This is a genomic window from Streptomyces sp. DS1-CR2, from assembly GCF_055760475.1.
This window is the reverse complement of record NZ_CM147085.1, coordinates 2978798-3003021: the sequence shown is the minus strand read 5'-3', so window position 1 is coordinate 3003021 and position 24224 is coordinate 2978798. Positions and strand designations below refer to the sequence as shown.

Annotated in this window: 20 protein-coding genes; 11 read left to right on the top strand and 9 right to left on the bottom strand. The window is 72.2% G+C overall.

What is annotated here, in order from left to right; all coding sequences use genetic code 11:
- Nucleotides 1-16 precede the first annotated feature (16 nt).
- The 3 genes from ACY0PA_RS14900 to ACY0PA_RS14890 form a co-directional block, all read right to left on the bottom strand.
- Nucleotides 17-1036, bottom strand: coding sequence for an N-acetylmuramoyl-L-alanine amidase (locus ACY0PA_RS14900; RefSeq protein WP_473085088.1), 1020 nt, complete (start codon nt 1034-1036; stop codon nt 17-19).
- A gap of 24 nt (nt 1037-1060) precedes the next feature.
- Nucleotides 1061-1711, bottom strand: a complete 651-nt coding sequence (locus ACY0PA_RS14895; RefSeq protein ID WP_473085087.1) for a class I SAM-dependent methyltransferase — start codon at nt 1709-1711, stop codon at nt 1061-1063.
- Between the two features lie 336 nt (nt 1712-2047).
- Nucleotides 2048-3841, bottom strand: a complete 1794-nt coding sequence (locus tag ACY0PA_RS14890) for an MFS transporter (RefSeq protein WP_473085086.1) — start codon at nt 3839-3841, stop codon at nt 2048-2050.
- A 211-nt stretch (nt 3842-4052) separates the two neighbouring features.
- On the opposite strand from ACY0PA_RS14890, the gene ACY0PA_RS14885 reads away from it, so the two are divergent.
- From ACY0PA_RS14885 to ACY0PA_RS14850, 8 genes are all read left to right on the top strand, one after another.
- On the top strand, nt 4053-6242 hold the full coding sequence (locus ACY0PA_RS14885; protein ID WP_473085085.1) for an acyl-CoA dehydrogenase: 2190 nt from the start codon (nt 4053-4055) through the stop codon (nt 6240-6242).
- Between the two features lie 82 nt (nt 6243-6324).
- Nucleotides 6325-7239 carry a LysR family transcriptional regulator gene (locus ACY0PA_RS14880; RefSeq protein ID WP_473085084.1) on the top strand — a complete coding sequence of 305 codons (915 nt, stop codon included), beginning with the start codon at nt 6325-6327 and terminating at the stop codon, nt 7237-7239.
- Between the two features lie 207 nt (nt 7240-7446).
- Nucleotides 7447-8787, top strand: a complete 1341-nt coding sequence (locus ACY0PA_RS14875) for an MFS transporter (RefSeq protein WP_473085083.1) — start codon at nt 7447-7449, stop codon at nt 8785-8787.
- Between the two features lie 17 nt (nt 8788-8804).
- Nucleotides 8805-10505: an acyl-CoA dehydrogenase family protein gene (locus ACY0PA_RS14870; RefSeq protein ID WP_473085082.1), complete on the top strand. Its 1701-nt coding sequence runs from the start codon at nt 8805-8807 to the stop codon at nt 10503-10505.
- The gene (locus ACY0PA_RS14865; protein ID WP_473085081.1) at nt 10498-11706 is read left to right on the top strand and encodes a CaiB/BaiF CoA transferase family protein; all 1209 of its coding nucleotides are present in this window, start codon (nt 10498-10500) and stop codon (nt 11704-11706) included. The genes ACY0PA_RS14870 and ACY0PA_RS14865 overlap by 8 nt, the downstream gene beginning before the upstream one ends.
- Before the next feature lie 2 nt (nt 11707-11708).
- On the top strand, nt 11709-12890 hold the full coding sequence (locus ACY0PA_RS14860) for an acyl-CoA dehydrogenase family protein (RefSeq protein WP_473085080.1): 1182 nt from the start codon (nt 11709-11711) through the stop codon (nt 12888-12890).
- Between the two features lie 98 nt (nt 12891-12988).
- Nucleotides 12989-14182: a lipid-transfer protein gene (locus tag ACY0PA_RS14855; protein WP_473085079.1), complete on the top strand. Its 1194-nt coding sequence runs from the start codon at nt 12989-12991 to the stop codon at nt 14180-14182.
- Between the two features lie 73 nt (nt 14183-14255).
- Entirely contained in the window at nt 14256-15686 is a 1431-nt protein-coding gene (locus ACY0PA_RS14850) for a DHA2 family efflux MFS transporter permease subunit (RefSeq protein WP_473085078.1), read from the top strand.
- A gap of 15 nt (nt 15687-15701) precedes the next feature.
- Here ACY0PA_RS14850 and ACY0PA_RS14845 read toward each other — a convergent pair whose 3' ends face one another.
- The 4 genes from ACY0PA_RS14845 to ACY0PA_RS14830 are packed head-to-tail and all read right to left on the bottom strand — an operon-like array spanning nt 15702 to nt 19404.
- Nucleotides 15702-16334, bottom strand: a complete 633-nt coding sequence (locus tag ACY0PA_RS14845) for a response regulator (RefSeq protein WP_473086321.1) — start codon at nt 16332-16334, stop codon at nt 15702-15704.
- 38 nt (nt 16335-16372) lie between these two features.
- Nucleotides 16373-17653, bottom strand: coding sequence for a sensor histidine kinase (locus ACY0PA_RS14840; protein ID WP_473085077.1), 1281 nt, complete (start codon nt 17651-17653; stop codon nt 16373-16375).
- A gap of 18 nt (nt 17654-17671) precedes the next feature.
- On the bottom strand, nt 17672-18388 hold the full coding sequence (locus tag ACY0PA_RS14835) for an ABC transporter permease (protein WP_473085076.1): 717 nt from the start codon (nt 18386-18388) through the stop codon (nt 17672-17674).
- Nucleotides 18385-19404: an ABC transporter ATP-binding protein gene (locus tag ACY0PA_RS14830; protein WP_473085075.1), complete on the bottom strand. Its 1020-nt coding sequence runs from the start codon at nt 19402-19404 to the stop codon at nt 18385-18387. Before ACY0PA_RS14830 ends, ACY0PA_RS14835 begins: the two co-directional genes overlap by 4 nt.
- A 311-nt stretch (nt 19405-19715) precedes the next feature.
- Here ACY0PA_RS14830 and ACY0PA_RS14825 point away from each other — a divergent pair, with 311 nt between their 5' ends.
- Genes ACY0PA_RS14825 through ACY0PA_RS14815 form a run of 3 tightly spaced genes read left to right on the top strand, consistent with a single transcriptional unit; the run spans nt 19716 to nt 22673 of the window.
- Nucleotides 19716-20570, top strand: a complete 855-nt coding sequence (locus tag ACY0PA_RS14825) for a MaoC/PaaZ C-terminal domain-containing protein (RefSeq protein ID WP_473085074.1) — start codon at nt 19716-19718, stop codon at nt 20568-20570.
- 56 nt (nt 20571-20626) lie between these two features.
- Nucleotides 20627-21703, top strand: a complete 1077-nt coding sequence (locus ACY0PA_RS14820; RefSeq protein ID WP_473085073.1) for a Zn-dependent alcohol dehydrogenase — start codon at nt 20627-20629, stop codon at nt 21701-21703.
- Nucleotides 21704-21722: 19 nt separating this feature from the next.
- Complete coding sequence (locus tag ACY0PA_RS14815) at nt 21723-22673, top strand: 3-oxoacyl-ACP reductase (RefSeq protein WP_473085072.1); 951 nt, start codon at nt 21723-21725, stop codon at nt 22671-22673.
- 65 nt (nt 22674-22738) lie between these two features.
- Here the strand turns inward: ACY0PA_RS14815 and ACY0PA_RS14810 are convergent, their stop codons facing one another.
- Both ACY0PA_RS14810 and ACY0PA_RS14805 read right to left on the bottom strand, forming a co-directional pair.
- Nucleotides 22739-22897 (bottom strand): hypothetical protein, encoded by a 159-nt coding sequence (locus tag ACY0PA_RS14810; protein ID WP_406107075.1) that lies wholly within the window; start codon nt 22895-22897, stop codon nt 22739-22741.
- Between the two features lie 45 nt (nt 22898-22942).
- A complete protein-coding gene (locus tag ACY0PA_RS14805; protein ID WP_473086320.1) occupies nt 22943-24193 on the bottom strand; it encodes a hypothetical protein in 1251 nt (416 codons plus the stop codon).
- Nucleotides 24194-24224 lie beyond the last annotated feature (31 nt).

Genomic DNA, 24224 nt, shown 5'->3' with positions numbered 1-24224 from the left:
ATCCGCAGGGTGAGAACTACCCGCGCAGGAAACTCACGATTCCGTCAGACATCCCCTGCGCCGCCTTCTGCCGCCACGCGCCGCTCGTCAGCAGAGCCGCGTCCTTGGCGTCACGCATGTTGCCGCACTCGATGAACACCTTTGGCTGCGTCGAGAGGTTGAGGCCTCCCAGGTCCCTGCGCACGTCGAGTCCGGTGCCGTCGCCGACGTAGTTCGAGGGGGCCGAGCCGGTGGCGCGCAGGAAGTTGCCCGCGACGCGCTCGCCGAGGTCGCGTGAGGGTGCCGCGATCGCCGTCGTGTCCGCGGAACCGGCCTTCACGGATGCGGGAAGGATCACATGGAAGCCGCGGTTGCCCGCCGCGGAACCGTCGGCGTGCACGGAGATCACCGCGTCCGCGTGCGCCTTGTTGCCGATCCGGGCGCGCTCGTCCACGCACGGGCCCCAGGAGCGGTCGCCGTTCTGGGTCAACTCGACGGTGGCGCCCTGCTGTTGGAGCAGAGTGCGCAGTCGGCGCGAGACGTCGAGGGTGAACTGGGCCTCGGTGTAACCGGCGTTGGTCGATGTGCCGGTCGTATCGCATTCCTTGCGGTTCGTCCCGATATCGACGAGCCGGTTGATCTCGGCGGTGTGCTGGAAGTTACCCGGATTGTGACCCGGGTCGATGACGACGACCTTGCCCTTGAGGGGGCCGGACCCGGCGGGCTCGGCCGAGGAGGCGGGTGGCTTCGACTTCGACGGGGTGGCGCTGGGCGACCCGTCGCCCTTCTTGCCGTCGTCGGACTTCGACGGGGAGGGCGACGTCGTGTCCGTCTCGGCCGTCGACGACTGGCTCGCGGCGGGCAGCGTCTTCGCGGGCTCGTTCTCGCCCGGGCCGCCCACCACCTGCCAGATCAGCCACCCGGCGAGAGCCGTGGGCACGAGCGCGGCGAGCGCCACGGTCAGCGGACCCCCGCTGAACCGGCGCGGCCGCCGGGGGCCGTCCCCGTCGCCGTCGCCGTCGAAGAAGCCGTCGCTGTCCGGGCCTACGTATGACACGTGGGTGAGCCTAACGGTCCTTCTTCAGATCCCGGTGCCCGTTCGGCGCAGGACGCGCAGGGATTCCGTCGCCGAGACCTCGGAAAACGCGCCGGATTCCAGAGCCCTGAGGTAGACGCGGTACGGGGCCTGGCCCGTCCACTCGTCGGTCTTGACCGGGAACACGTCGTGGATGAGGAGCAGGCCGCCCTCGGCGACGTGCGGGGCCCAGCCCTCGTAGTCGGCTGTGGCGTGCTCGTCGGTGTGGCCGCCGTCGATGAAGACGAGGCCGAGCTTGCCGCCCCAGACGGCGGCGACCTGCGGGGAGCGGCCCACCAGGGCGATGACGTGGTCCTCGAGACCGGCCGCGTGCAGCGTGCGCCGGAACGTGGGGAGGGTGTCCATGCGGCCGACGACCGGGTCCACGGTCTCCGGGTCGTGGTAGTCCCAGCCCGGCTGCTGCTCCTCGCTGCCGCGATGGTGGTCCACGGTGAGCGCGCTCACGCCGGCCTGGCGGGCCGCGTCGGCGAGCAGGATCGTGGAGCGCCCGCAGTATGTGCCGACCTCCAGGAGCGGGAGCCCGAGCGCGGCGGCCTCGGCGGCGGCCGCGTAGAGCGCCAGCCCTTCGCCGAGAGGCATGAACCCCTTGGCGGCCTCGAAGGCGGCGAGGATCTCCGGCTTGGGCGCCGCGCTCATGGGTTCCCCTGTCATCGGTACGTGTTGGGTCCGCCCATGCTGCCGTACGCCCCCGATGCCGGCTGCATCGGGGGCGTACGGGGGGTGAGCCCGGGGCAAGGGGCGATCAGGGGGAGTGCCGGAGGTGTCAGCAGCTCTGCCGGAGGCGGGTGGTGCTCGACGAGCCGGTGCGCGCCGAACGTGCCGCCCGCCTTCTCGTCGGCGAGGGCGAGAGGGGTCCTGGCTGCGGGTGAACGGCGAACGCGCCGCGGTGCAGGGCGAGCGTGCTGCCCGCCTCTTCACCCGCGACGCGTCCCCGAAGGAGCTGCCCGGTCGGCTCCGATGTCTCCGAACTGCTCAGCTGTGAGCCGCGGTTCGACTCTGCGGCGCGATGAGCTCAAGGGCCAGGTCGACGTCGACCGGCCGGTCCTCGCCGTGGTGCGTCGCCGCGGAGGCCCGCGGCGCGTGCCCGGCGGCGGTGGCGGCCAGTACGTAGGAGCCGCCGGCCGGGACCTCCAGGGCGTAACGGCCCGTGTGGTCGGTCAGCGCGGCGCCCGCCTGGCGGCCTCGCCGGTCGATGAGCGTGACCTTGGCCCGGGAGACGGGCAGGCCCGCCGCGTCGAGCACCTGGCCGCGGAATCCCCCAAGCTCTCGGCTTCGCTCGAGCAGGGGGGACCCCCACTCGACCTCCTCGGCGCGCTCCAGCGCGGCGTCCTCCTCGCTGCTGGCGCGCAGCTGCGGCTGGGTCGCCTGCCGCTGCTTCGGCAGGAAGACCGCGAGCAGGACGCCCATGGCGACCGCGGCGGTGGCGATCAGGAACGAGACGCGGAAGCCGTGCATGGTGGGCACGGCGGCGCCGCCGACGTGGTGCGCCGTGTTGGCGAGGACCATGCCGATCACGGCGCTCGACACCGAGGTGCCGATGGACCGCATCAGGGTGTTGAGACCGTTGGCCGCGCCCGTCTCGGACGCGTCGACGGCGCCGATGATCAGGGCGGGCAGCGAGGAGTAGGCGAGTCCGATGCCGGCGCCCACGACCACCGAGATGACGATGGTCTGCCAGGCGGCGCTCATCAGGCCGAGTCCGGCGCCGTAGCCGATCGCGATGATCAGCATGCCGAGGATCAGGGTGGTCTTCGGGCCGTACTTCGCCGACAGGCGGGCGTACACGGGGGCCGTGAACATCATCGTGAGGCCGAGCGGCGCCACGCACAGGCCCGCGACGACCATCGACTGGCCGAGTCCGTAGCCGGTGGCCTTCGGCAGCTGGAGGAGCTGCGGCAGGACGAGCGAGATCGCGTAGAACGCGACACCGACCATGATCGAGGCGAGGTTGGTGAGGAGCACCTCGCGCCGCGCGGTGGTGCGCAGGTCGACGAGCGGGGCCTTGACCTTCAGCTCCATCACGCCCCACAGCACGAGCACGACGAGGGCCGCGCCGAACAGGCCGAGCGTCATGGGGTCGGTCCAGCCCCAGTCGCTGCCCTTGGTGATCGGCAGCAGGAGGAGGACGAGCCCGGCCGACAGGCCGAGCGCGCCGAGGACGTCGAAGCTGCCCCCGGCCTTGACGGAGCTCTCCGGGACGAAGACCAGGGTGAGCAGGATCGCGACGACGCCGAGGCCCGCCGCGCCGAAGAAGAGGGCGTGCCAGTCGGCGTGCTGCGCCACGAGGGCCGCGAGCGGGAGTGCGAGTCCGCCGCCGACGCCGATGGAGGAGCTCATCAGGGCCATCGCGGACCCGAGCTTCTCGCGCGGCAGCTCGTCGCGCATCAGGCCGATGCCGAGGGGGATGGCGCCCATGGCGAAGCCCTGGAGGGCGCGGCCCACGATCATCACGAGGAGATCGCTGGTGAAGCCCGCGACGAGCGAGCCGACGACCATGATCGCGAGGCTCGTGAGGAGCATCCGGCGCTTGCCGTAGAGGTCGCCGAGTCGGCCCATGATCGGAGTGGAGACGGCGCCCGCGAGGAGGGTCGACGTCAGGACCCAGGTCGCGTTGGAGGGGGCGGTGCCGAGCAGGACCGGGAGGTCCTTGATGACCGGTACGAGAAGCGTCTGCATCACCGCGACGGTGATGCCGGCGAAGGCGAGTACGGGGACGACTCCGCGTATTCCGCGTTGCGCGGTCGGCCGTTGGGTCGTCTGCGTCATTACGTAGTGCCTCCGGAGGCAGAGAGTTCAGGCGTCGCGCGGGCGGCGGGTTTCGCGCGTCGGGTACATGCAAGCTGAACCCGTTACCTGGGGCGACTATTCCGACGGCCGTCGTACAAGGGGAAGTCTTGAAGGTCTTTACCTTTTGATTACATGCCTCGCTCGGTAACTGACCTTCCGTCAGATTGGAACGTGTTCTACCGTGCGCCGCATGGGCATCGCGATCACGCAGGAGCAAGAGGAGCTGGCGGACGCCGTGCGCGGCTGGCTCGCACGCGCCGTACCACCCGAGGAAGTGCGCAAACTGCTGGACGCCCCCGCAGTTCCCGGGGGCCGCCCCGCCCACTGGGACGGACTCGCCGGACAGGGGCTGCTCGGCCTCCATCTGCCCGAGGAGTACGGCGGCGGGGGCGGCGACCTCGTCGACCTCGCGGTCGTCCTCGAAGAGGCGGGGCGGGCCGCGCTGCCCGGCCCCTTCGCGGCCGACGCCGTCGCCTCACTGGTCCTGCGCCACGCGGGCGCCGCCGGCCTCGCCGCGTCCCTTGCGTCCGGCGACCGCATCGGCGCCGCCGCCCTCGGTACGGGAACGCTGACCGCCGTCACCGTGTCCGACGGGCTCGTCCTCGACGGGGTGGCGCCGCCCGTCCTGTCCGGGGGCGACGCCGACCTGCTCCTCCTGGCCGCCGAGTCCGCGACCGGGACCGTCTGGGTCGCCGTCGACGCGGACACCGCCGGACTCAGTAGCCGCGTCCACGAGAGCGCCGACCCCACGCGCCCCACCGCGGAGATCACCGCCCGGGGCGCCCTGGTGCCCGCCGCCCGGATCCTCGCCGTCGACACGGCCACCGTGCGCGACCTGGCCTCCGTCGTCCTCGCGGCCGACGCGTGCGGGGTCGCGGCGTGGGCACTGCACACGGCTGCCGAGTACGCGAAGGTGCGGGAGCAGTTCGGGCGGCCGATCGGGCAGTTCCAGGGCGTCAAGCACCTGTGCGCGGACATGCTGGTCCGGGTCGAGCAGGCGCGGGCGCTGGTGTGGGACGCGGCACGGGCGGCGGGCGAGGGTGTTCAGGCATCGGACGGTGGCGCGGCGCGTGAGCTGGTCGTCGCGCTCGCCGCGGGGGCCGCGCTCGATGCCGCGTACTCCTGCGCCAAGGACTGTGTGCAGATCCTCGGCGGGATCGGGTTCACCTGGGAGCACGACGCGCATCTCTATCTGCGGCGGGCCGTCGTCGCGCGGCAGCTGCTCGGCGCGGGAGACGCACACCGGCTGCGGGCGGTGCGGCTCGCGGAAGGCGGGGCGCGGCGCGAGCTGCGCCTCGAACTGCCCGCGGAGGCAGAGGTGTTCCGGGCGCGGGCCCGCGAGGCCGTCGAGGGGATGTCCGGCCTCGACCCGGCCGCCGCCCGCCGCGCTCTCGCCCCCACCGGTTACGCGGCGCCGCACCTGCCCGAGCCGTACGGCCTCGGCGCGGGCCCCGTCCAGCAGCTCGCCGTACAGCAGGAACTCGCCGCCGCGGGAGTCCGCGTCAGTGACCTCGGCATCGGGACCTGGGTCGTCCCCTCGCTCCTCGCCTATGGCACCGAGGAGCAGCGGGACCGCTACCTCCTGCCCACCCTCCTGGGCGAGGTCATGTGGTGCCAGCTGTTCTCCGAACCCGGCGCCGGCTCCGACCTGGCCTCGCTGCGGACGAAGGCCGAGCGCACCGAGGACGGGCGCTGGCGCGTCAACGGGCAGAAGGTGTGGACGAGCGCCGCCCAGTGGGCCGACCACGGGATCCTGCTCGCGCGCACCAACCCGGACGCCCCCAAGCACAAGGGCCTCACCTACTTCGTCGTCGACATGAAGCGGACCGAGGGCATCGCCGTACGGCCCCTGAAGGAGATCACCGGGGACTCGCTCTTCAACGAGGTGTACTTCGACGACGTGCTGCTTCCCGAGGACGCCGTGGTGGGGCAGGTGGACGACGGCTGGCGCGTCGCCCGGAACACGCTCGGCAACGAACGGGTCCACATGGCCGACCAGTTGACCTTCGACACGGGCCTGGAGGCGCTGATCGCCCGCGCCGGAACGCTCGACGGCGCGTACCGGGCGCGGATCGGCGCGCTCGCCACGGAGGCGCACGCCCTGGCCTGCATAGGGCTGCGCACGACGATGCGGCAGGTGGCCGGCGCGGAGCCGGGCCCGGGGGCGTCCGTACGGAAACTCGTGCAGACGCCGCACCAGCAGAAGGTCGCCGAACTCGCCCTGGAGCTGCTCGGTCCCGAGGGCGCCCTGAGGGAGGGGACGGGGGAGCGGGCGCTGCACGGATTCCTGATGTCGCGCTGCCTGACGATCGCCGGCGGCACGACGCAGGTGCAGCTGAACGTCGTGGCGGAACGGATCCTGGGTCTGCCTCGCGACTGAGGCCCGGGCTCGCGCGGGCCCGGGCTCGCGCGGGTCCGGGCTCGCCGGCGTCCGGGCCGCGCCTGGGCCGTATCGTCGCCGCGTGGAGCTCAGACACCTCTCAGGATTCGTCGCCGTCGCCGAGGAACTGCACTTCGGGCGGGCCGCCGAGCGGCTGCACATCGCGCAGTCGCCGCTCAGCCAGCAGATCAAGCTGCTCGAGCGGGATCTGGGCGTCAAGCTGTTCGACCGGACCACCCGGACCGTGCGGCTCACCGCGGCCGGGCACGCGCTGCTCGGGCCCGCCCGGCATCTGCTCGCCGAGGCCTCGGCGGTGCGCAGGACCGTGCAGGCCGCGCACCTAGGGGAGGTGGGGCGGGTCACCGTCGGGTTCGCCGGGGCGAGCAGCTACTCCGCGCTGCCGCTGCTCACCCGCGCCGTCACGTCCGAACTCCCGGGTATCGAGCTGGTGTTGGAGGGGCAGACCTATACCGGCGAGGCGCTCGGCAGGCTCGCGGACGGGTCCCTCGACGTGGGGTTCGTGGCGCTCCCGGTGCGGCGCGGGATCACCGCGCGCGTCGTGCGGATGGAGCGGCTCGTGCTCGCGCTGCCCGACAGTCACCCGCTGGCCCGGCAGGACGAGGTCCACTTCGCCGAGCTGGCGCACGAGCCGTTCGTGACGTTCCCCGTCGCCCGCGGCTCGGCCGTGCGGGAGGCCATGGTGCAGGCCTGCCACGAGGCCGGGTTCGCGCCCCGGATCGCGCAGGAGGCGCCGGACTCGTACAACATGCTCGCCCTCGTCGGGGCGGGTGTCGGGCTCGCCGTCGTCGTGGCGTCCGCGCGCGCCATCCATCTGGAACACGTGGTGTTCAGGCCGCTGGCGGGGGACGACGTGCCGGTGCTCCCCATCGCCCTCGGCTGGCGCACCGGAAACCGCTCGGCGCCCCTCCAGGCGGTCCTGCGCGTGGCGGAGGAAGTCCTGCCGACGCCCCCGGACGCGCCCGACGCCCGCGGATGATCCCCCACATTTTGACGGAAGACGTCTGACTGGAGGCCGGTATTGGTCTTGGACACATCCTAATGGGCGGGTGCAGAGTGATCCACGTCTCGCGACGGAGCGATGAGCGCCGGGCGTGGAGCGTGGACGGGCACCGGCCGCTCGGTGGCCCCGCACCCTCCGGCCCGTCCCCTCCCAGCGGGATACCGCTACGAGAGGACGCTCGTCATGTCGCACGACGCCCCAGTCCCCGGGGTCAGCGCAACACAGGCCCGTGATGCCCGCCGCGCCGGTGTCACCGCCTTCGTCGGGACCACCATCGAGTGGTTCGACTTCTACATCTACGGCTCCGCGTCCGCTCTGGTCCTCGGCAAGATCTTCTTCGCCGGGGCCTCGCCGGCCGTGGGCACCCTCGCCGCCTTCGCCACCTTCTGGGTCGGCTTCCTGGCCCGCCCGCTCGGCGGCGTGATCTTCGGCCACTTCGGCGACCGCTACGGCCGCAAGAAGGCCCTCGTCACCACGCTCACCATGATGGGCGCCGCCACCTTCTGCGTCGGCCTGCTCCCGGGATACGCCCAGATCGGCGCCGCCGCGCCCGTCCTCCTCGTCCTGCTGCGCATGGTCCAGGGCGTCGCGATGGGCGGCGAGTGGGGCGGCGCCGTCCTCATCGCCACCGAGTACGCGCCGCCCAAGCGCAAGCTCCTGTACGGGGCGTTCGCCCAGCAGGGCTCCCCGGTCGGCAACCTCCTCGCCACGCTCGCCTTCCTCGGCATCGCCCAGCTCCCGGACGCCGCCTTCGAGTCCTGGGGCTGGCGCGTCCCGTTCCTCTTCTCCGCCGTACTCGTCGCCGTCGGCCTGTTCATACGCCTGCGGCTCGCCGAGACCCCCGAGATGGCCGCGGCCCTGGAGCGCAAGCAGACGTCCAAGCTGCCCATCAAGGACGTCCTGACCCGCTCGCCGATGCTGGTCCTGCTCGGTGTCCTCGCCGGCACGGCCGGGGTCGCGATCACCTACGTCAAGACGACCTTCGCCCTGTCCTGGGCCACCTCCGACCTCGGCTTCGACCGCACGTCGTTCCTGACCGTCATCTCGCTCGCGCTGGTCGTCCAGGTCATCGTGCAGCCCTTCGGCGCGGTGCTCGCGAGCAAGTGGCCCGTACGCAAAGCCGTGTTGTGGATGCTGCTGCCCGAATTCGTCGTCCTGCCGCTGATGTTCGTCCTCGTCGGGACCGGCAACTTCTGGCTGGCCGTTCTCGGCATGGGCCTCGCCACCTTCCCGCACGCCATGTACTACGCGGCGCTCGCCGGCATCCTCGCCCGGGTCTTCCCCGTCGAGGTCCGCTACACCGGCATGTCCCTCTCGTACCAGCTGTGCACGACGCTGTTCGCCGGGACCGCGCCGATCGTCTCCCAGTACCTCCTCAACGCCACCGGCTCTATCTGGCCCGTCGTCGCGCTCGGCCTCGGCTACACCCTCGTGACCCTCGTCGGTGTCCTGCCGCTGCTCGCCCGTATCGCCGCCGCGCCGGAGCCGGCCGCCGTCACCACCCGCACCGCCTCCCACGCCTGACCCGGAGTGATCCCCCGATGAACTACGCCGACCGCGACCCCGCGCTGCGCCCCTTCCTCGACCGTGTCCTGTCCGCCGACGACCGCGCCCGCGTCGAGCCGCTCCTGACCGGACTCGGCGCGCTCGCGGCCGGCGACCTCGACCGGCAGGCCGCGCTCGCCGACGCCAACCCGCCCCGCCTGGTCCAGTACGCGCCCGGCGGTGAACGCGTCGACGAGATCGAGTACCACCCCGCCCACGACCGCGCCGCCGCCATCGCCTACGAGGAGTTCGGGCTCGCCGCGATGTCGCACCGCCCCGGCGTCCACGGCTGGCCGTCCAAGGTCCCGCACACCGTCAAGTACGCCCTGTCCTACCTCTATGTGCAGTCCGAGTTCGGCATGGCCTGCCCGCTGTCCATGACGGACTCGGCCGCCCGCATCCTGCGCCTGTTCGACCCCGAGCGGTACGCGGCCGAGATCGCCGCGCTCTCCTCCACCGACCCCGGACTGCGGGCCACGGGCGCGATGTTCATGACGGAGAAGCAGGGCGGCACCGACGTCGGTCTGACGGAGACCGTCGCCTGCGACCAGGGCGCGCACTGGACGCTCACCGGCAAGAAGTGGTTCGCGTCCAACCCGGGCGCCGACGTGATCCTCACCCTCGCCCGCGTCCCCGGCCAGGGCGAGGGCACCCGCGGCCTCGGCATGTTCCTCGTCCCGCGGCTGCGCCCCGACGGCACCCGCAACGCGATCCGCATCGACCGCCTCAAGGACAAGCTCGGCTCGAAGTCCATCGCGAGCGGCGAGGTCACCCTCGAAGAGGCATACGCGACGCCCGTCGGCCAACTCACCAACGGATTCCGGCAGATGGCCGAGATGCTCAACGTCTCCCGTCTGTCCAACGCCATGCGCGCCACGGCCCTGATGCGCCGCGCTGTCCGCGAGTCCGTCGACCACACCCGCGTACGCCACGTCTTCGGCAAGCCGCTCTTCGAGCAGCCCCTGATGCGGGCCACGCTCCTGCCGATGATCATCGACACGGAGGGGGCGCTCGCGCTCGTCCTGGAGGCGGCTGCCCGCCTGACGGCCGCCGACGAAGAGGCCGCCCGCGGTGAAGAAGGGGTGGCTCGCGAGCTCGTCCGCGTCCTCACTCCGCTCGCCAAGCACACCCTGTGCAAGCGCGCCCGGACCGTCACCGGCGAGGCCATGGAGATCCGCGGCGGCAACGGCTACATCGAGGACTGGGTCAACCCCCGGCTCGTGCGCGACGCGCACCTCGGCTCCATCTGGGAGGGCTCCTCGAACGTCATCGCGCTCGACGTGCTGCGCTGCATGCGCCGCCAGGATGCCCACCGCACCCTCGCCGACACCTACGGCGACCGCGCAGAGACGCGGGAGCGCTGGGAGCTGCTGCGCAAGAAGGGCGACGCGCTCCTCGAACTCCCCGCCGATGAGCAGGAGATGCGGATCGGCCAGTACGCCGACGAGCTCACGCGCGCCGTCATGGAGACCCTCCTGTACGACCAGGCCGCCCACGAGACGCAGACCAGCGGCAACGGCCGCGCCCTCCTCGTCGCCCGCACCTGCACCGTGCTCCTCGACGACCCGGACACCTCGCCCCGCGTCGCACTGGACCACCTGGCCGAACTGGCCGAGGGTGGACAGGTCGCGCCCAGCACGGCACAGGAGACCCCGGCGATGGAGAACACGGTGAAGGAGCCCGCCGCACATGCCTGAGCAGCCCCGCCCCGCCGCCCCGCTGGCCGGAATGAAGGTCGTGGACCTGTCCAAGATCCTCGCCGGGCCCTACGTCACCATGTCGCTCGCCGACCTCGGCGCCTACGTCATCAAGGTCGAGCACCCCGACGGCGGCGACCCGACGCGCGCCTGGGGCCCGCCCTTCAACGGCCCCGACGCGACCTACTACCTGGCCGCCAACCGCAACAAGCGCTCCGTCACCCTCGACCTCAAGTCCCCCGAGGGGCAGGAGGCCGTCCACCGCATGCTCGCCGACGCGGACGTGATGGTGGAGAACTTCCGGCCCGGCAGCTCACTCGCCCGCGTCTTCGACTACCGCGAACTCAGCGAGCGCTACCCGCGGCTGGTCATCCTGCACATCTCCGCGTTCGGCGACACGGGCCCGCTGCGCGACGAGCCCGGCTACGACATGGTGGCCCAGGCGTCGGCCGGCCTGATGTCCCTGACCGGCGAACCCGACGGCCCGCCCGTCAAGGCCGGTTACGCGATGGGCGACCTCGGCGCCGCGCTCTTCGGCCTCATCGGCGTCAACGCCGCACTCGTCGAACGCGAGCGCACGGGCCACGGCCAGTACGTCACGACCTCCCTGTACGAGTCCCAGCTCGCCCTGCACATCAACTGGGCGACCGGCTACTTCGCCACCGGGGAGCGCCCCACCCGCCTCGGCTCCGGCCACCCGAGCCTCGTCCCGTACCAGGCCTACCCGGCGTCCGACGGGCACTTCGTGATCGCCGTCGGCAGCGACGGCCTCTTCCGCAGGCTGAGTGAGGCGCTGGGCCACCCGGAGTGGGCCGACGACCCGCGATTCTCGACCAACCGGGCCCGCGTCACGCACCGCACGGCCCTCAACGCCAAGCTGGAGTCCGTCCTCGTCGACGACACCGTGGCCAACTGGTGCGCTCTGCTGAAGCCGCGCGGCGTCCCCGTCGCGCCGATCCGCACCCTCGACGAGGTCTACGACTGCCCGCAGACCGAGGCGCTCGGCATGGTCCAGAAGGTCGACCACCCGGACGTGGGCCCGCTCCAGCAGGTCGCCTTCCCCGTCACCTTCCGCGGCGAGCGCCCGGCGGTGCGCACCGCCCCGCCCACCCTCGGCCTGCACAGCCGGGACATACTCACCGAACTCGGCTACGACGAGTCCGCCATCGACCGCCTGCTCGACCACCCTCAAGGAGCCTGATCATGCCGTTCGCCGCCCTCGACCCCGTCGACCCGCTGAACCTCGAAGCGCTCCTCACCGACGAGGAGCGGGCTGTGCGCGACACGGTCCGTCAGTACCTCGACGACAAGGTCGAGCCCCACATCGCCGAGTGGTTCGAGAGCGGGGAGCTGCCCGCCCTGCGCGAACTCGCCCGCGAATTCGGCAAGATGGGCCTGCTCGGCATGCACCTGGAGGGCTACGGGTGCGCCGGCATGTCCGCCCGCGCCTACGGCATCGCGTGCCGCGAGCTGGAGGCGACGGACTCGGGCCTGCGCTCCTTCGTGTCCGTGCAGGGCTCCCTGGCCATGTTCGCGATCCACCGCTTCGGCTCCGAGGAGCAGAAGCAGGAGTGGCTGCCGCGCATGGCGTCGGGCGAGGCCATCGGCTGCTTCGGCCTGACCGAGCCCGACCACGGCTCCGACCCGTCGTCCATGACGACGCGGGCCCGGCGTGACGGCGGGGACTGGGTTCTCGACGGCCGCAAGATGTGGATCACGAACGGCTCGGTCGCGGCCGTCGCCGTCGTGTGGGCGCAGACCGAGGACGGGGTGCGCGGCTTCGTCGTGCCCACCGAAACGCCCGGCTTCTCGGCGCCGCTCATCAAGCACAAGATGTCGCTGCGGGCGAGCGTGACCAGTGAGCTGGTCCTCGACGGCGTACGCCTGCCCGCGTCCGCCCTGCTGCCCGAGGCGCGCGGCGTGGGCGCGCCTCTGACCTGTCTGAACGAGGCGCGCTACGGCATCGTGTGGGGCGTCATCGGCGCCGCGCGCTCGGCCTGGCAGGCGGCCGCCGACTACGCGGGCCAGCGCGAGCAGTTCGGCAAGCCGATCGCCGCGTTCCAGCTCACGCAGCAGAAGCTCGTCGACATGGCGCTCGAACTCCACAAGGCGACGCTGACGGCGCTGCGCCTGGCCGACCTGAAGGACTCGCCCGCCGGTGTCCACCCGGCACAGATCAGCTTCGGCAAGCTGAACAACGTCCGCGAGGCCATCGAGATCTGCCGCACCGCCCGCACGATCCTCGGCGCCAACGGCATCTCGCTGGAGTACCCGGTGATCCGCCACGCCAACAACCTTGAGTCCGTGCTCACTTACGAGGGCACGACGGAGATGCACACGCTGGCGCTCGGCCAGGCGCTCACGGGACACGCGGCCTTCCGCTAGAAGCCGCCTGCCGCCGGAAGCCGGGGAAGCCCTTCCCTCGGCGGCCCGCCCCTGCCACTATCTGACGACTCGTCAGATACTGGCAGGAGGCCGTTTCCATGGGCAAGGCGTACATAGTCGGCGTCGGGATGACCAGGTTCGAGAAGCCCGAGAGCCGCGACTGGCAGTACTGGGACATGGCGAAAGAGGCCGGGACGAAGGCCCTCGACGACGCCGGGATCTCTTACGAGGACGTGGAGCAGGTCCCCGTCGGCTACTGCTTCCAGGCCTCGACCGCCGGGCAGCGCGCGGTCTACGAACTCGGCCTGACCGGCGTCCCCGTCTACAACGTCAACAACAACTGCGCGACGGGTTCGAGCGCGCTGATGCTCGCCCGCCAGTTCGTCGAGGGCGGCCTCAACGACTGCGTCCTGGCGCTCGGCTTCGAGAAGATGCAGCGCGGCGCGCTCGGCGGAGGGGCCGACGGGGGCGACTTCAAGACGTCACCCGTAGCCAGGCACTACGGCATCATGGCCGCGAAGCACGGCTTCGAGATGTCCCCGCCCACCGCCCAGATCTTCGGCGACGCGGCCCGCGAGCACATGGAGAAGTACGGCACGACCGAGGCCCAGCTCGCCGCCGTCGGGGCCAAGAACCACCGGCACTCCGTGAACAACCCGTACGCCCAGTTCCAGGACCCGTACACCGTCGACGAGATCCTCGCCGCGAAGACCATCCACGCGCCGCTCACCAAGCTCCAGTGCTCACCCACCTCGGACGGCGCGGCGGCGGCCGTCGTCGTGTCGGAGCGGTTCGTCGAACTCCACGACCTGGGCGACAAGGCCGTGGAGATCGCCGCGCAGGCCATGACGACCGACACGGGGGAGTCCTTCGCCTCCGGCTCCTGCATCGACGTCGTCGGCCGGCCCATGTCACAGGCCGCCGCCACCCGCGTCTACGAGGACTCCGGGCTCGGCATCGAGGACGTCGACGTGATCGAGCTGCACGACTGCTTCTCCGTCAACGAACTGCTCACCTACGAGGCGCTCGGCATGTGTGCTCCGGGAGCCTCCGGCAAGCTCGTCGAGGAGGGCGCGACGACGTACGGCGGACGCTGGGTCGTGAACCCGTCGGGCGGCCTCATCTCCAAGGGCCACCCGCTCGGCGCGACCGGCATCGCGCAGGCGGCCGAACTGACCTGGCAGCTGAGGGGCCAGGCCGGTGCGCGCCAGGTCGCGGACGCCCGCGTGGGGCTCGCCCACAACATCGGACTGGGCGGCGCCGCCGTCGTGACCATGCTGCGCAGGTCGTAGTCCCAGGGGACCAGTACCGGGTGCGCCGAAATCCTGATGTACGGACCGACAGCTGGCTGAGACCATGACACTCATGCTTGAAGCCCCTGCCGACATCGCGATGTCCCGCAAGGCCGCGCCGCCCACCTGGCTCATTGTGGCGGCCGCCTCCGCCGGACAGTTCCTCGTCGTCCTCGACGTCTCCGTCGTCAACGTCGCCCTGCCGTCCATGCGCGCGGACCTGGGGCTCAGCGCCACCGGGCTGCAATGGGTGGTCAACGCCTACTCGATCGCGTTCGCCGGGTTCATGCTGCTCGGCGGGCGGGCCGGCGACCTGTTCGGGCGCAAGCGGATGTTCCTCGTGGGGCTCGGGCTCTTCACGCTCGCCTCCCTCGCGGGCGGCCTTGCGCAGGAGGGCTGGCAGCTGCTCGCCGCCCGCGCCGTCCAGGGACTCGGCGCCGCGGTCCTCGCGCCGTCGACGCTCACCATCCTGACGTCCGCCGTCCCCGAGGGCGCTGCCCGCGCCCGGGCCATCGCGACCTGGACCGCCGTCGGGGCGGGCGGCGGCGCGGCCGGCGGGCTCGTCGGCGGCGTGCTCACCGAGGGCCTCGACTGGCGCTGGGTGCTGCTGATCAACGTCCCCCTGGGCGCCCTGGTGCTCACGGCCGCAGCCCGCTGGATCCGGGAGTCGAAGGCCGGCGGCGAGCGGCGCCTCGACCTGCCGGGCGCCGTCCTCGTCACGGCGGGCACCGCGACCCTCGCGTACGGGGTCGTGCAGACCGAGGCCGAGGGCTGGGGCGCCGCCGCGACCCTGGTGCCGCTCGGCGTCGCCCTGGCGCTGATCGTGACGTTCCTCGCCGTCGAGGCGCGCACCCGCCTGCCGCTGATGCCGCTCGGCCTGTTCCGGGTCCGCGCGGTCGCGGCGGCCAACGCGGCGATGTTCGTGTGCGGCATGGGCAGCTTCGCGATGTGGTTCTTCATGACCCTGTACGCGCAGAACGTCCTCGGCTACACCCCGATCGAGGCCGGCCTCGCCCTCGTGCCCAGCTCGCTCGCCGTCGTCGCCGGATCCAAGACCGCCCCGCGCCTGATGCGCCGCGCCGGCGCACGGGCCGTCGCCGTGTCCGGCGTCCTCATCACGGCCGCCGGGTTCGCCTGGCAGTCGACGATGGGCCCGCACGGCAGTTACGTCACCGGGATCATGCTGCCGGGCATGGTGATGATGGCGGGCGCCGGACTCGCGATGACGCCCCTGGCCTCGCTCGCCACCTCGGGCGCCGCGCCCGGGGACGCCGGTCTGGTGTCCGGACTCATCAACACCTCGCGGACGCTGGGCGGTTCGCTGGGCCTCGCGATCCTGTCCACCGTGGCGGCCGGCCACTCCGCCGGGGGAACCGGGCCCGAGGACCTCACCAACGGGTACGCGGCCGCGTTCCGGTGGGGTGCGGGCATCCTGCTGGTGGCCGTGCTGGTCCTGCTGACGTGGATGCCGCACGCGAAGGAGGCCCGGCAGCCCGCGAGTTGAGCGGGCCGGAGGCCGTCACAGCCACCCCTGCTGACGCGCCTCCCGCAACGCCTCCATGCGGTTACGGGTCCCTGTCTTGCCGATGGCCGAGGACAGATAGTTGCGCACCGTCGACTCCGACAGATGCAGTCTGCCCGCGATGTCGGAGACCGTCGCACCGTCCACCGACGCCTTCAGGACGTCGCACTCGCGCGCTGTCAGCGGGTTCGGGCCCGCGCTCAGCGCCGCCGCAGCGAGCGCCGGGTCGATGACCGTCTCGCCACGCAGGACCCGCCGGACGGCCTCCGCGAGATCCTCCACCGGCCCGTCCTTGACCAGGAATCCGGCCGCGCCCGCCTCCATCGCCCGGCGCAGATAGCCCGGCCTGCCGAACGTCGTCAGGATCAGGACCCGGCAGTCCGGGCATTCCTCACGCAGGTCCGCCGCCGCGTCCAGGCCGCTGCGGCCCGGCAGTTCGATGTCGAGCAGTGCCACATCGGGCCGCGTCTCCAGCGCCCTGCCGACGATCGCGTCACCCGTCGCGACCTGCGCGACGACCTCGATGTCCTCCTCCAGACCGAGCAGCAGCGCGAGAGCGCCCCGCATCATGCCCTGGTCCTCGGCGAGGAGTACTCGTACGGACTTCGCGGGCCGGTGATCCCGGGGCATCTCGTTCACGGGCCCAGGGTAGAGCGCCCCGCACGCCGTCACCCGGCGCGTTCCGGCTCCAGCATCGCGTCCGCTTCCGCTCCGTCCGACAGGACGGGGAGCTGTGCAGTCACCGTGAAGCCGCGCGCGGCCGGACCCGCCTCCAGCGAGCCGCCCGCAGCGCCGAGCCGCTCGGCCAGGCCCCGCAGGCCCGTGCCGCCGATGCCCGGCTCCGGCGGCTCGGCGGCGGCGCCGCGCCCGTTGTCGTGGACCCTGAGCCGCACGCGCTCCGGGGTGCCGTCCACGGAGATCTCGCAGCGTGACGCCCCGCTGTGGCGCACCGCGTTCGTGACCGCCTCCCGCACCACCCAGCCGAGCAGCGTCTCCGTCTGCGCGGCGAGCGGCGGACCCGACTGGCGCACGACGGGCTCGATCCCGGCCGCCATGAGCGCCGAGCGGGCCCGGTCGAGCTCGGTGGTGAGACTGCCGTCGCGGTAGCCGGTGACGGCCTCGCGGATCTCGGTCAGCGCCTGCCGGCCGACGGACTCGATGTCGGACACCTGCGTGAGCGCCGCGTCGAGGTCGCGATGCGCGAGCCGGCGGGCCGCCTCCGACTTCACGACGATCACGGAGAGCGTGTGCCCGAGCAGGTCGTGCAGGTCGCGCGAGAACCGCAGCCGCTCCTGCTCCACCGCGCGGTGCGCCAACTCCTCGCGGGCGGCGCGCAGTTCGCGTACCGCCTCGGACAGGGAGAGGATCGCGGCGGTCACCATCGTGGACAGGAAGGTGCCGTACGCGATGTTGATCGCGTCCCAGCCCTCCTTGAGACCGCCGATGGTCCCGGCCAGCACGCTCAGGCCGAGGCCGACCTGGCCGAGGCGGCGGCCCCTGACGACCGCGCCCGCCGCCAGGCCGAGCAGCGGGAAGAACATCAGCCAGCTGCCGCCGTAGGTGATCGCGAGCCCGCAGGTGAGCAGGCCCATCGCGATCAGTGCCAGGAGCGTGTACCGGGCCTCGCGCCGCCTCTTGTCGAATGCCTGGAACACGACCGAGATGTACAGGCTGTTGAAGGCGAACAGGCCGATGCCGCCGATCCAGGGGTTGGCCGTCTTGCCCTGGAGGAGGTTCGAGAAGGCGCCGAGCCCCATCAGGAGCCAGGGCAGCAGCGTGAATCCGTTCGGCGGCGGACCGATGGGCCCGCCTTCCGGCGCCCCGCTGTTCTTCGCGTCCTCGTCCCGGGCCCGCCACTGCGCCTTCCAGAGGTCCCGGTCCGCCTTGCACTCCCGGCGGGCGTCCCGCAGTTCGAACATCCGGCAGGTGACTCGGTGCTTGAAGGACATGGTTCCCCAGCTCCCCGTTCAGACGGTCCGCGCTGCCCTGCGGTACGACACCACAGCGTACGAACCGAAGGCCAGCAGCCAGGCGGAGAGCACCGCGACCGCGGCGGCGGACGGCGCGTGACCGTCGGCGACGGCGGTGCCGAGCTGCGCGAACCGGTTCGTCGGCGTGTACGACGACACGGACTGTAGCCACCCGGGGAAGAGCGCGACCGGGAACCACAGGCCGCCGAGGACCGAGAGCCCCAGATTGCACACCATGTTCGCGACCCCCGTGGTCTGCGCGGTCAGCCGGTAGCCGTTGCCGAGTCCGAGCAGGGTGAAGGGGATCGAGCCGAGCCACAGCAGCAGCGCGATGACGGCCCACTGCCACACGTCCAGCCGCACCCCGTTGACCAGGCCGCCCGCGAGGAGCACCGCCGCGATCGACGGCAGCACCGTCACCGACCCCGTCAGGGCCCGGCCCGCCACCACCTGGCGCGGCGTCATCGGGGTGACCCGCAGCTGCCGCAGCCACCCGATCGCCTTGTCCTCGGCGACCCCGCCGCCGGTGTTGAGGGCCGAGCCCACCGCGCCGTAGGCGGCCATGCCGACCATGGAGACCGTCCTCCACCGGGGGTCGTTCTCACCGAGGTTGGTGAACAGCAGGTACATCAGCACCGGCATCCCGACACCGAAGATCACGAACATGGTGTCGCGCAGGGTCCTGCGCACTTCGAGCCTGATGTAGTCGATCATCGAACCGTCTCCAGATCCGTGTCGGAACCGCTGCCGGGACGGCTGTCCGAACCGCTGCCGGGACGGCTGTCCGAACCGCTGTCCGAACTGCCGTCGCTACCGCTGCCCGAGCGGCCGTCGGAACCGCTCGTCAGCGCCATGAACGCGTCGTCGAGGGAGGCCGGGGCGACCTCAAGACCCTGGATCGCGTTCAGTCCGGCCAGCGCGATCACCGTCGCGTCCGAGTCGTCCGTACGCAGCCTGGCCCGGTCCCCCCGGACCTCCACGGCCGTCACGCCGGGCAGCAGCGACAGGCCCTCCGTGCCGCGCCCGGCCAGATCGAACGAGACGAGGCTGCCGCCCGCGGCCCGCTTCAGCTCCTCGCCGCTGCCGGCCGCGACGACCTTGCCGTGGTCGATGACCACGATGCGGTCGGCGTGCGCGTCCGCTTCCTCCAGGTAGTGCGTGGAGAAGAGCACCGTGTGGCCGCGCCGCGCGTAGGCCCGCATCGACGCCCAGAAGGCGTGCCGCGCCTCCACGTCGAGGGCGGCCGTCGGCTCGTCGAGCACGAGCAGCGCCGGGTTCCCGGCCAGGGCCACGGCGAACCGCACCCGCTGGGTCTGGCCGCCGGACAGCTTGTCGACGCGCCGCTGCGCGAGCTCCTCGATGCCGGCCAGCGCGAGCGCGTCGGCGACGGGCATCGGCGCCGGGTAGCGGCCCGCCACGAAGGAGACCAGCTCACGGACCGTGACCCGGGGGACCGCGCGGCCCTCCTGGAGCATCGCGCCGACCTGCCCGGCGCGCACCGCCTCCTCCGGCGTGGTGCCGAAGAGCGAGACCGTGCCCTCGTCCGGGGTGTCGAGGCCCAGCAGGAGGGCGATCGTGGAGGACTTGCCCGCGCCGTTGCGGCCGAGCAGGGCGACGGTCTCGCCGCGCCGGATCTCCAGATCGACCCCGTCGACGGCGCGCACCGCGCCGAATGTCTTGACCGCCCCCGTGAAGGACACGGCCACCGGTGTCCCGTCTGTCATCGTCATGGCAAGGACGCTACGGGCCGGGGGCCGGGCGCGGCAGATGCCGGTTGTACGGAGCCGGGCAGTACAAATGTCACGGTCGCCCGGCCCGGCCGCCCGCCGACCAGATCTGACATGGCGTCAGGAGTCTTCCCAACTGCCGTGGTCTTGGCTATACATGGGATCGCCGGACTGGAACGCGTTCTAGAACGGGCGCGTGGCGTTCCACCAGGTTCCTCCAGCCGGGGGTTCCTCCGGCCCAGCAACGACCTCGGTGCGACCGACGGTGCGGACGGCCGCACCGAGGTCTTCCCCGCACAAGGAGTCTCTGTCTGATGCCGATCGACGCCGCCAAGGCCGTAGCCGCCGAACCCCGGTCCGCCGAGATCACCTGGGACCACAAGGACATCCAGCTCTACCACCTCGGCCTCGGCGCGGGCACTCCCGCCACCGACCCCGACGAGCTGCGCTACACCCTTGAGTCCCGGCTGCACGTCCTGCCCAGCTTCGCCACCGTCGCAGGCGCCGGAATGGGCGTCGTCGGAGGCCTCTCGGCCCCCGGCATCGAGGTCAACCTCGCCCACGTGCTGCACGGCGGCCAGAGCGTCGAACTGCACCGCCCCATCCCCGTAAAGGGCAGCGCGACCTCCACCTCACGCGTCGCCGCCGTCTACGACAAGGGCAAGGCCGCCATCCTCGTCCTGCGCACCGAGGTCGCCGACGCGGACGGCCCGCTGTGGACCAGCGACGCGCAGATCTTCGTCCGCGGAGAGGGCGGCTTCGGGGGCGAGCGCGGACCGTCCGCCCGCGTCGAGGCGCCCACCGGCGAACCCGACCGCACCGTCGACCGCCCCGTCCGCGAGGACCAGGCACTCCTGTACCGGCTCTCCGGGGACTGGAACCCCCTGCACGCCGACCCGGAGTTCGCCAAGCTCGCCGGCTTCGACCGGCCCATCCTGCACGGCCTGTGCTCGTACGGCATGACGCTCAAGGCCGTCGTCGACACGCTCCTCGACGGCGACGTGTCCCGCGTGCGGTCCTACGCGACGCGGTTCACCGGGGTCGTCTTCCCGGGCGAGACGCTGCGGATCAGGATGTGGCGCTCCGAGGGCCGGATCCAGGCCACCGTCACCGCCGTCGAGCGGGACGAGGCGCCCGTACTCGCCGACACCATCGTCGAACACGCCTGACACCTCCGGGGCCCTTCGCGGCCCATCGGGACCCTTCGGGAGAGGAGCCGCACGCCATGCGCGCAGCCGTACTGCACGAGATAGGCCAGGACAAACTCGAGGTACTCGACGACGTCGAGGCCGTGGGCTTCGGGCCCGGCAGGGTGAAGATCCGGGTCAGGGCCACCGGACTGTGCCACTCCGACGTGTCCGCGATGAACGGCGTGCTGCCGCAGCCCGCCCCCTTCATCCCCGGCCACGAGGGCGCCGGCGAGATCCTCGACGTCGGCGACGGCGTCACGCACGTCAAGCCCGGCGACCGCGTCCTGGTGTGCTGGCTCCCGGCCTGCGGCGCCTGTCCGGCGTGCAAACGCGGCCAGACCCAGCTCTGCCTCGCCGGGTTCATGAACGCGGGCACTCCCAACTTCAAGCGCCCCGGCGGAGATGTCTTCGGCTTCGCGGGCACCGGCACCTTCACCGAGGAGGTCGTCGTCGACGCGGGCTGCGCCGTGCCCATCCCCGACGACGTGCCCTTCGACATCGCGGCCCTCATCGGCTGCGGCGTCACCACCGGGCTCGGCGCCGCCATCAACACCGCGGACGTGGCCGCCGGCTCGTCCGTCGCCGTCATCGGCTGCGGCGGCGTCGGCATCTCCGCGATCCAGGGCGCCCGGCTCAAGGGCGCCGCGCAGATCGTCGCCGTGGACCCCGTCGAGTCGCGCCGCGAGGCCGCCCTCAAGTTCGGCGCCACCGAGGCCGTCGCGCCCGACGCCCTTGGCGACGCCAAGCAGCGCATCACCGCGGGCGAGGGCTTCGACTACGTCTTCGAGGTCGTGGGCAAGTCCGCCACGGCCCGCACCGCCTACGAGACGACGCGACGCGGCGGCACCCTGTGCGTCGTCGGCGCGGGCGCCCTCGACGACTTCCTCCAGCTCAACATGTTCGAGCTGTTCTTCGACGAGAAGAAGATCCTGCCGTCCATGTACGGCGGCGGCGACGTCCTGGCCTCCTACGAGCGGGCCATCGCCCTGTGGCGGGCCGGCCGCATCGACCTGGAGAGCCTCATCACGCACCGCGTGCAGCTCGCCGAGATCAACGAAGCCCTCGACCAGATGCGGACGGGCACCGCGCTGCGCACCTGCATCGAAATCTGAGAGAGGACCCCGATCCCCGATGGCATCAGAGTCACTGCCGCTCCAGGGCCTGTCCGCGATCGTCACCGGCGCGGGCCGCGGCCTCGGCCGGGCGGAGGCGCTCGAACTCGCCAGGCTCGGCGCGAGCGTCGTCGTGAACGACTTCGGACAGCCGGGCCGTGACGGCTCCGGCGGCGCCGACGCCACCCCGGCCGAGGAGGTCGCCGCCGAGATCCGGGCCGCGGGCGGGCAGGCCGTCGCCCACCTCGGCGACGTCGCCGACCACGAACAGGCCCGCGCACTCGTCCAGTTGGCCGTCGACACGTACGGAAAGCTCGACATCCTGGTCAACAACGCGGGCATCCTGCGCGACCGCATGATCTTCTCGATGAGCGAGGACGAGTGGGACTCGGTCATCCGCGTCCACCTCAAGGGCCACTTCAACACGAGCCACTTCGCGTCCGTCCATTGGCGCGCACGCTCCAAGGCGGCGGGCGCTCCGGTCTACGGCCGCATCGTCAACACCTCGTCCGAGGCGTTCCTCGCCGGCTCGGCCGGACAGCCCAACTACGCGGCGGCCAAGGGCGGCATCGTCGGCCTGACGACCTCCTCGGCCCTCGCCCTCGGCAAGTACGGCGTCACGGCCAACGTCATCTGCCCCCGGGCCCGCACGCGTATGACTGAGGACGTCTTCGCGGGCTTCGAGGAGCCCGGCGCCGGCGAACTCGACCCGCTGGCCCCCGAACACGTCGCCCCGCTCGTCGGCTACCTGGCGTCCCCGGCCGCCGGGAACGTCAACGGCCAGTTGCTCGTCGTGCACGGCGGCATGGTCGCCGTCGTCGAACGCCCCAAGGTCTCCGCCAAGTTCGACACCGAGAAGGACGCCTTCAGTTACGAGGAGCTGGACGCGCTGCTCACCCCGCACTACGCGGACCGGCCGCCGAACGAGACATTCGCCGCGGCCGAGGTGCTCGGCCTCAAACACGCCTGACCCACCTCCGACCTATGGCGGAGGGGCCCGGAACCATACGGTTCCGGGCCCCTCCGCCATGCCGTTCAGCCCTGTTCGGACTGGACTCTGCGGTGCCGGCCGTGCGGCGCCGCGTTCTCGTCGCGCGAAGACACGCCACCCCGGTGCCGGCCGGGACCGGCGGACCTGTCCGCCGCCTCCCTGGACTCCGCCGTGGTCATCTCCGCGTTCATCGTCTCGGCCATCGAAAACTCACCCCGTAACAAGATCCTTCAAACAGCCGGACGAGTCTAACCGGCGGGTGCCGTCCGTGTCCCGGCGGCCGGCGCGCGTCGCATGAGTCCGGCTAGAGGAGCCTGCTGCAGCGGGACCGGACGGGCCGCCGCGGGCGGCTCGGGCACCGTCTGCGGAACCTGTTCCCGCACTTCCTCCACGGGTTCCGGCACCGACGTGCGCGCGATCCCGCAGGGCACCGACTCGGTGGCGTACGGGAGTTGCAGCTCACCGTCACGTGTCCAGGAGCCCGAGCCGGCCAACCAGCCCTGCGGAGCCGCGAGGTGATGCATCCGGCGCTCGGCGGGCCGCCACAGACCCAGCCAGGTGCCCGCGGCGCCGTCGATCCGCAGTGCCACCGCACAGCTCTCCGGCATCAGCGTCTGACCCGGCTGGATCGCGAAGGGCGTCACCGCGCAGTCGGTCAGACGCAGGCACTCCGGGAAGCGAACCGGCAGCGTCGAGCCCAGTACGCCCCAACCCAGGCGTTCTTGGCCCGGCGACGGCGCGTCCGAACGGATCAGGAGCAGTCCGCTGTCCGGATCGGCGAGCACCAGGCGGTCCGCGCTGGACTCCGCGATCTGGAGCAGCGGCGTGACCTCGCCGCCCCGCCTCAGGTCCACCGCGACCGTCTTGACGGGACCCCCGTCCAGGGACCGGTCCAGGGCCAGCATCCGGCCCGCGCGGTCCAGCCACACCCCGCCAGAACAGCGCCCCGGGACCTCGGCCACGAACTCGGGCCCGAACGCCTGGCCCGCGACCATCCACACACCCGTCGACCGCTCACCGACGGCGATGGCGTACGCGCATCTGCCGCCCGGCGCCGGCGGAAGCAGCGTCAACTCCCCACCGCTCACGGCCCCGAGAGGCACCTCGCCCGTTCGCGGACCCGTCGGATACAGCAGGGAGAAGGAGTGCCGGCCGTCCACCACGCGCCGGATGAGCACGCGTCCGTCGCCCATCGGCACGACCTCGGTCCCGGGCTCCTCCGGCTGATTCCCCGGCAACGGCACCGCATACGGCTCGGGCCCGTCCAGCGTCCACCGCTCGGGAAACCAGGACTTACCGTCACAGGCGAGCCGCGCGGCGTAGGCCCCGTCGGCGGTGATGACACAGGCGGGACGGGGGGTGAGGGGCGCGGGGTCGGGGGCGCTCGCGGGTCGCGGGGTGCTGTCGGGGGCTTGGGTGTTCGCGGGCCCTGGGCGTGGGGTCGGGGCTTGGGTGTTCGCGGGTCCTGGGCGGGGGGCCGGGGCTTGGGCGTTCGCCAGTCCTGGGCGCGAGGTCGGGGCTTGGGCGGCC

What these genes read in the sequence shown, in the direction of transcription:
- ACY0PA_RS14895 (WP_473085087.1), bottom strand. Translation starts at nt 1,711, where the DNA reads ATGAGCGCGGCGCCCAAGCCGGAGATCCTCGCCGCCTTCGAGGCCGCC.
- ACY0PA_RS14890 (WP_473085086.1), bottom strand. Translation starts at nt 3,841, where the DNA reads ATGACGCAGACGACCCAACGGCCGACCGCGCAACGCGGAATACGCGGA.
- ACY0PA_RS14885 (WP_473085085.1), top strand. Translation starts at nt 4,053, where the DNA reads ATGGGCATCGCGATCACGCAGGAGCAAGAGGAGCTGGCGGACGCCGTG.
- ACY0PA_RS14875 (WP_473085083.1), top strand. Translation starts at nt 7,447, where the DNA reads ATGTCGCACGACGCCCCAGTCCCCGGGGTCAGCGCAACACAGGCCCGT.
- ACY0PA_RS14870 (WP_473085082.1), top strand. Translation starts at nt 8,805, where the DNA reads ATGAACTACGCCGACCGCGACCCCGCGCTGCGCCCCTTCCTCGACCGT.
- ACY0PA_RS14865 (WP_473085081.1), top strand. Translation starts at nt 10,498, where the DNA reads ATGCCTGAGCAGCCCCGCCCCGCCGCCCCGCTGGCCGGAATGAAGGTC.
- ACY0PA_RS14860 (WP_473085080.1), top strand. Translation starts at nt 11,709, where the DNA reads ATGCCGTTCGCCGCCCTCGACCCCGTCGACCCGCTGAACCTCGAAGCG.
- ACY0PA_RS14855 (WP_473085079.1), top strand. Translation starts at nt 12,989, where the DNA reads ATGGGCAAGGCGTACATAGTCGGCGTCGGGATGACCAGGTTCGAGAAG.
- ACY0PA_RS14850 (WP_473085078.1), top strand. Translation starts at nt 14,256, where the DNA reads ATGCTTGAAGCCCCTGCCGACATCGCGATGTCCCGCAAGGCCGCGCCG.
- ACY0PA_RS14845 (WP_473086321.1), bottom strand. Translation starts at nt 16,334, where the DNA reads ATGCCCCGGGATCACCGGCCCGCGAAGTCCGTACGAGTACTCCTCGCC.
- ACY0PA_RS14840 (WP_473085077.1), bottom strand. Translation starts at nt 17,653, where the DNA reads ATGTCCTTCAAGCACCGAGTCACCTGCCGGATGTTCGAACTGCGGGAC.
- ACY0PA_RS14835 (WP_473085076.1), bottom strand. Translation starts at nt 18,388, where the DNA reads ATGATCGACTACATCAGGCTCGAAGTGCGCAGGACCCTGCGCGACACC.
- ACY0PA_RS14830 (WP_473085075.1), bottom strand. Translation starts at nt 19,404, where the DNA reads ATGACGATGACAGACGGGACACCGGTGGCCGTGTCCTTCACGGGGGCG.
- ACY0PA_RS14825 (WP_473085074.1), top strand. Translation starts at nt 19,716, where the DNA reads ATGCCGATCGACGCCGCCAAGGCCGTAGCCGCCGAACCCCGGTCCGCC.
- ACY0PA_RS14820 (WP_473085073.1), top strand. Translation starts at nt 20,627, where the DNA reads ATGCGCGCAGCCGTACTGCACGAGATAGGCCAGGACAAACTCGAGGTA.
- ACY0PA_RS14815 (WP_473085072.1), top strand. Translation starts at nt 21,723, where the DNA reads ATGGCATCAGAGTCACTGCCGCTCCAGGGCCTGTCCGCGATCGTCACC.
- ACY0PA_RS14810 (WP_406107075.1), bottom strand. Translation starts at nt 22,897, where the DNA reads ATGGCCGAGACGATGAACGCGGAGATGACCACGGCGGAGTCCAGGGAG.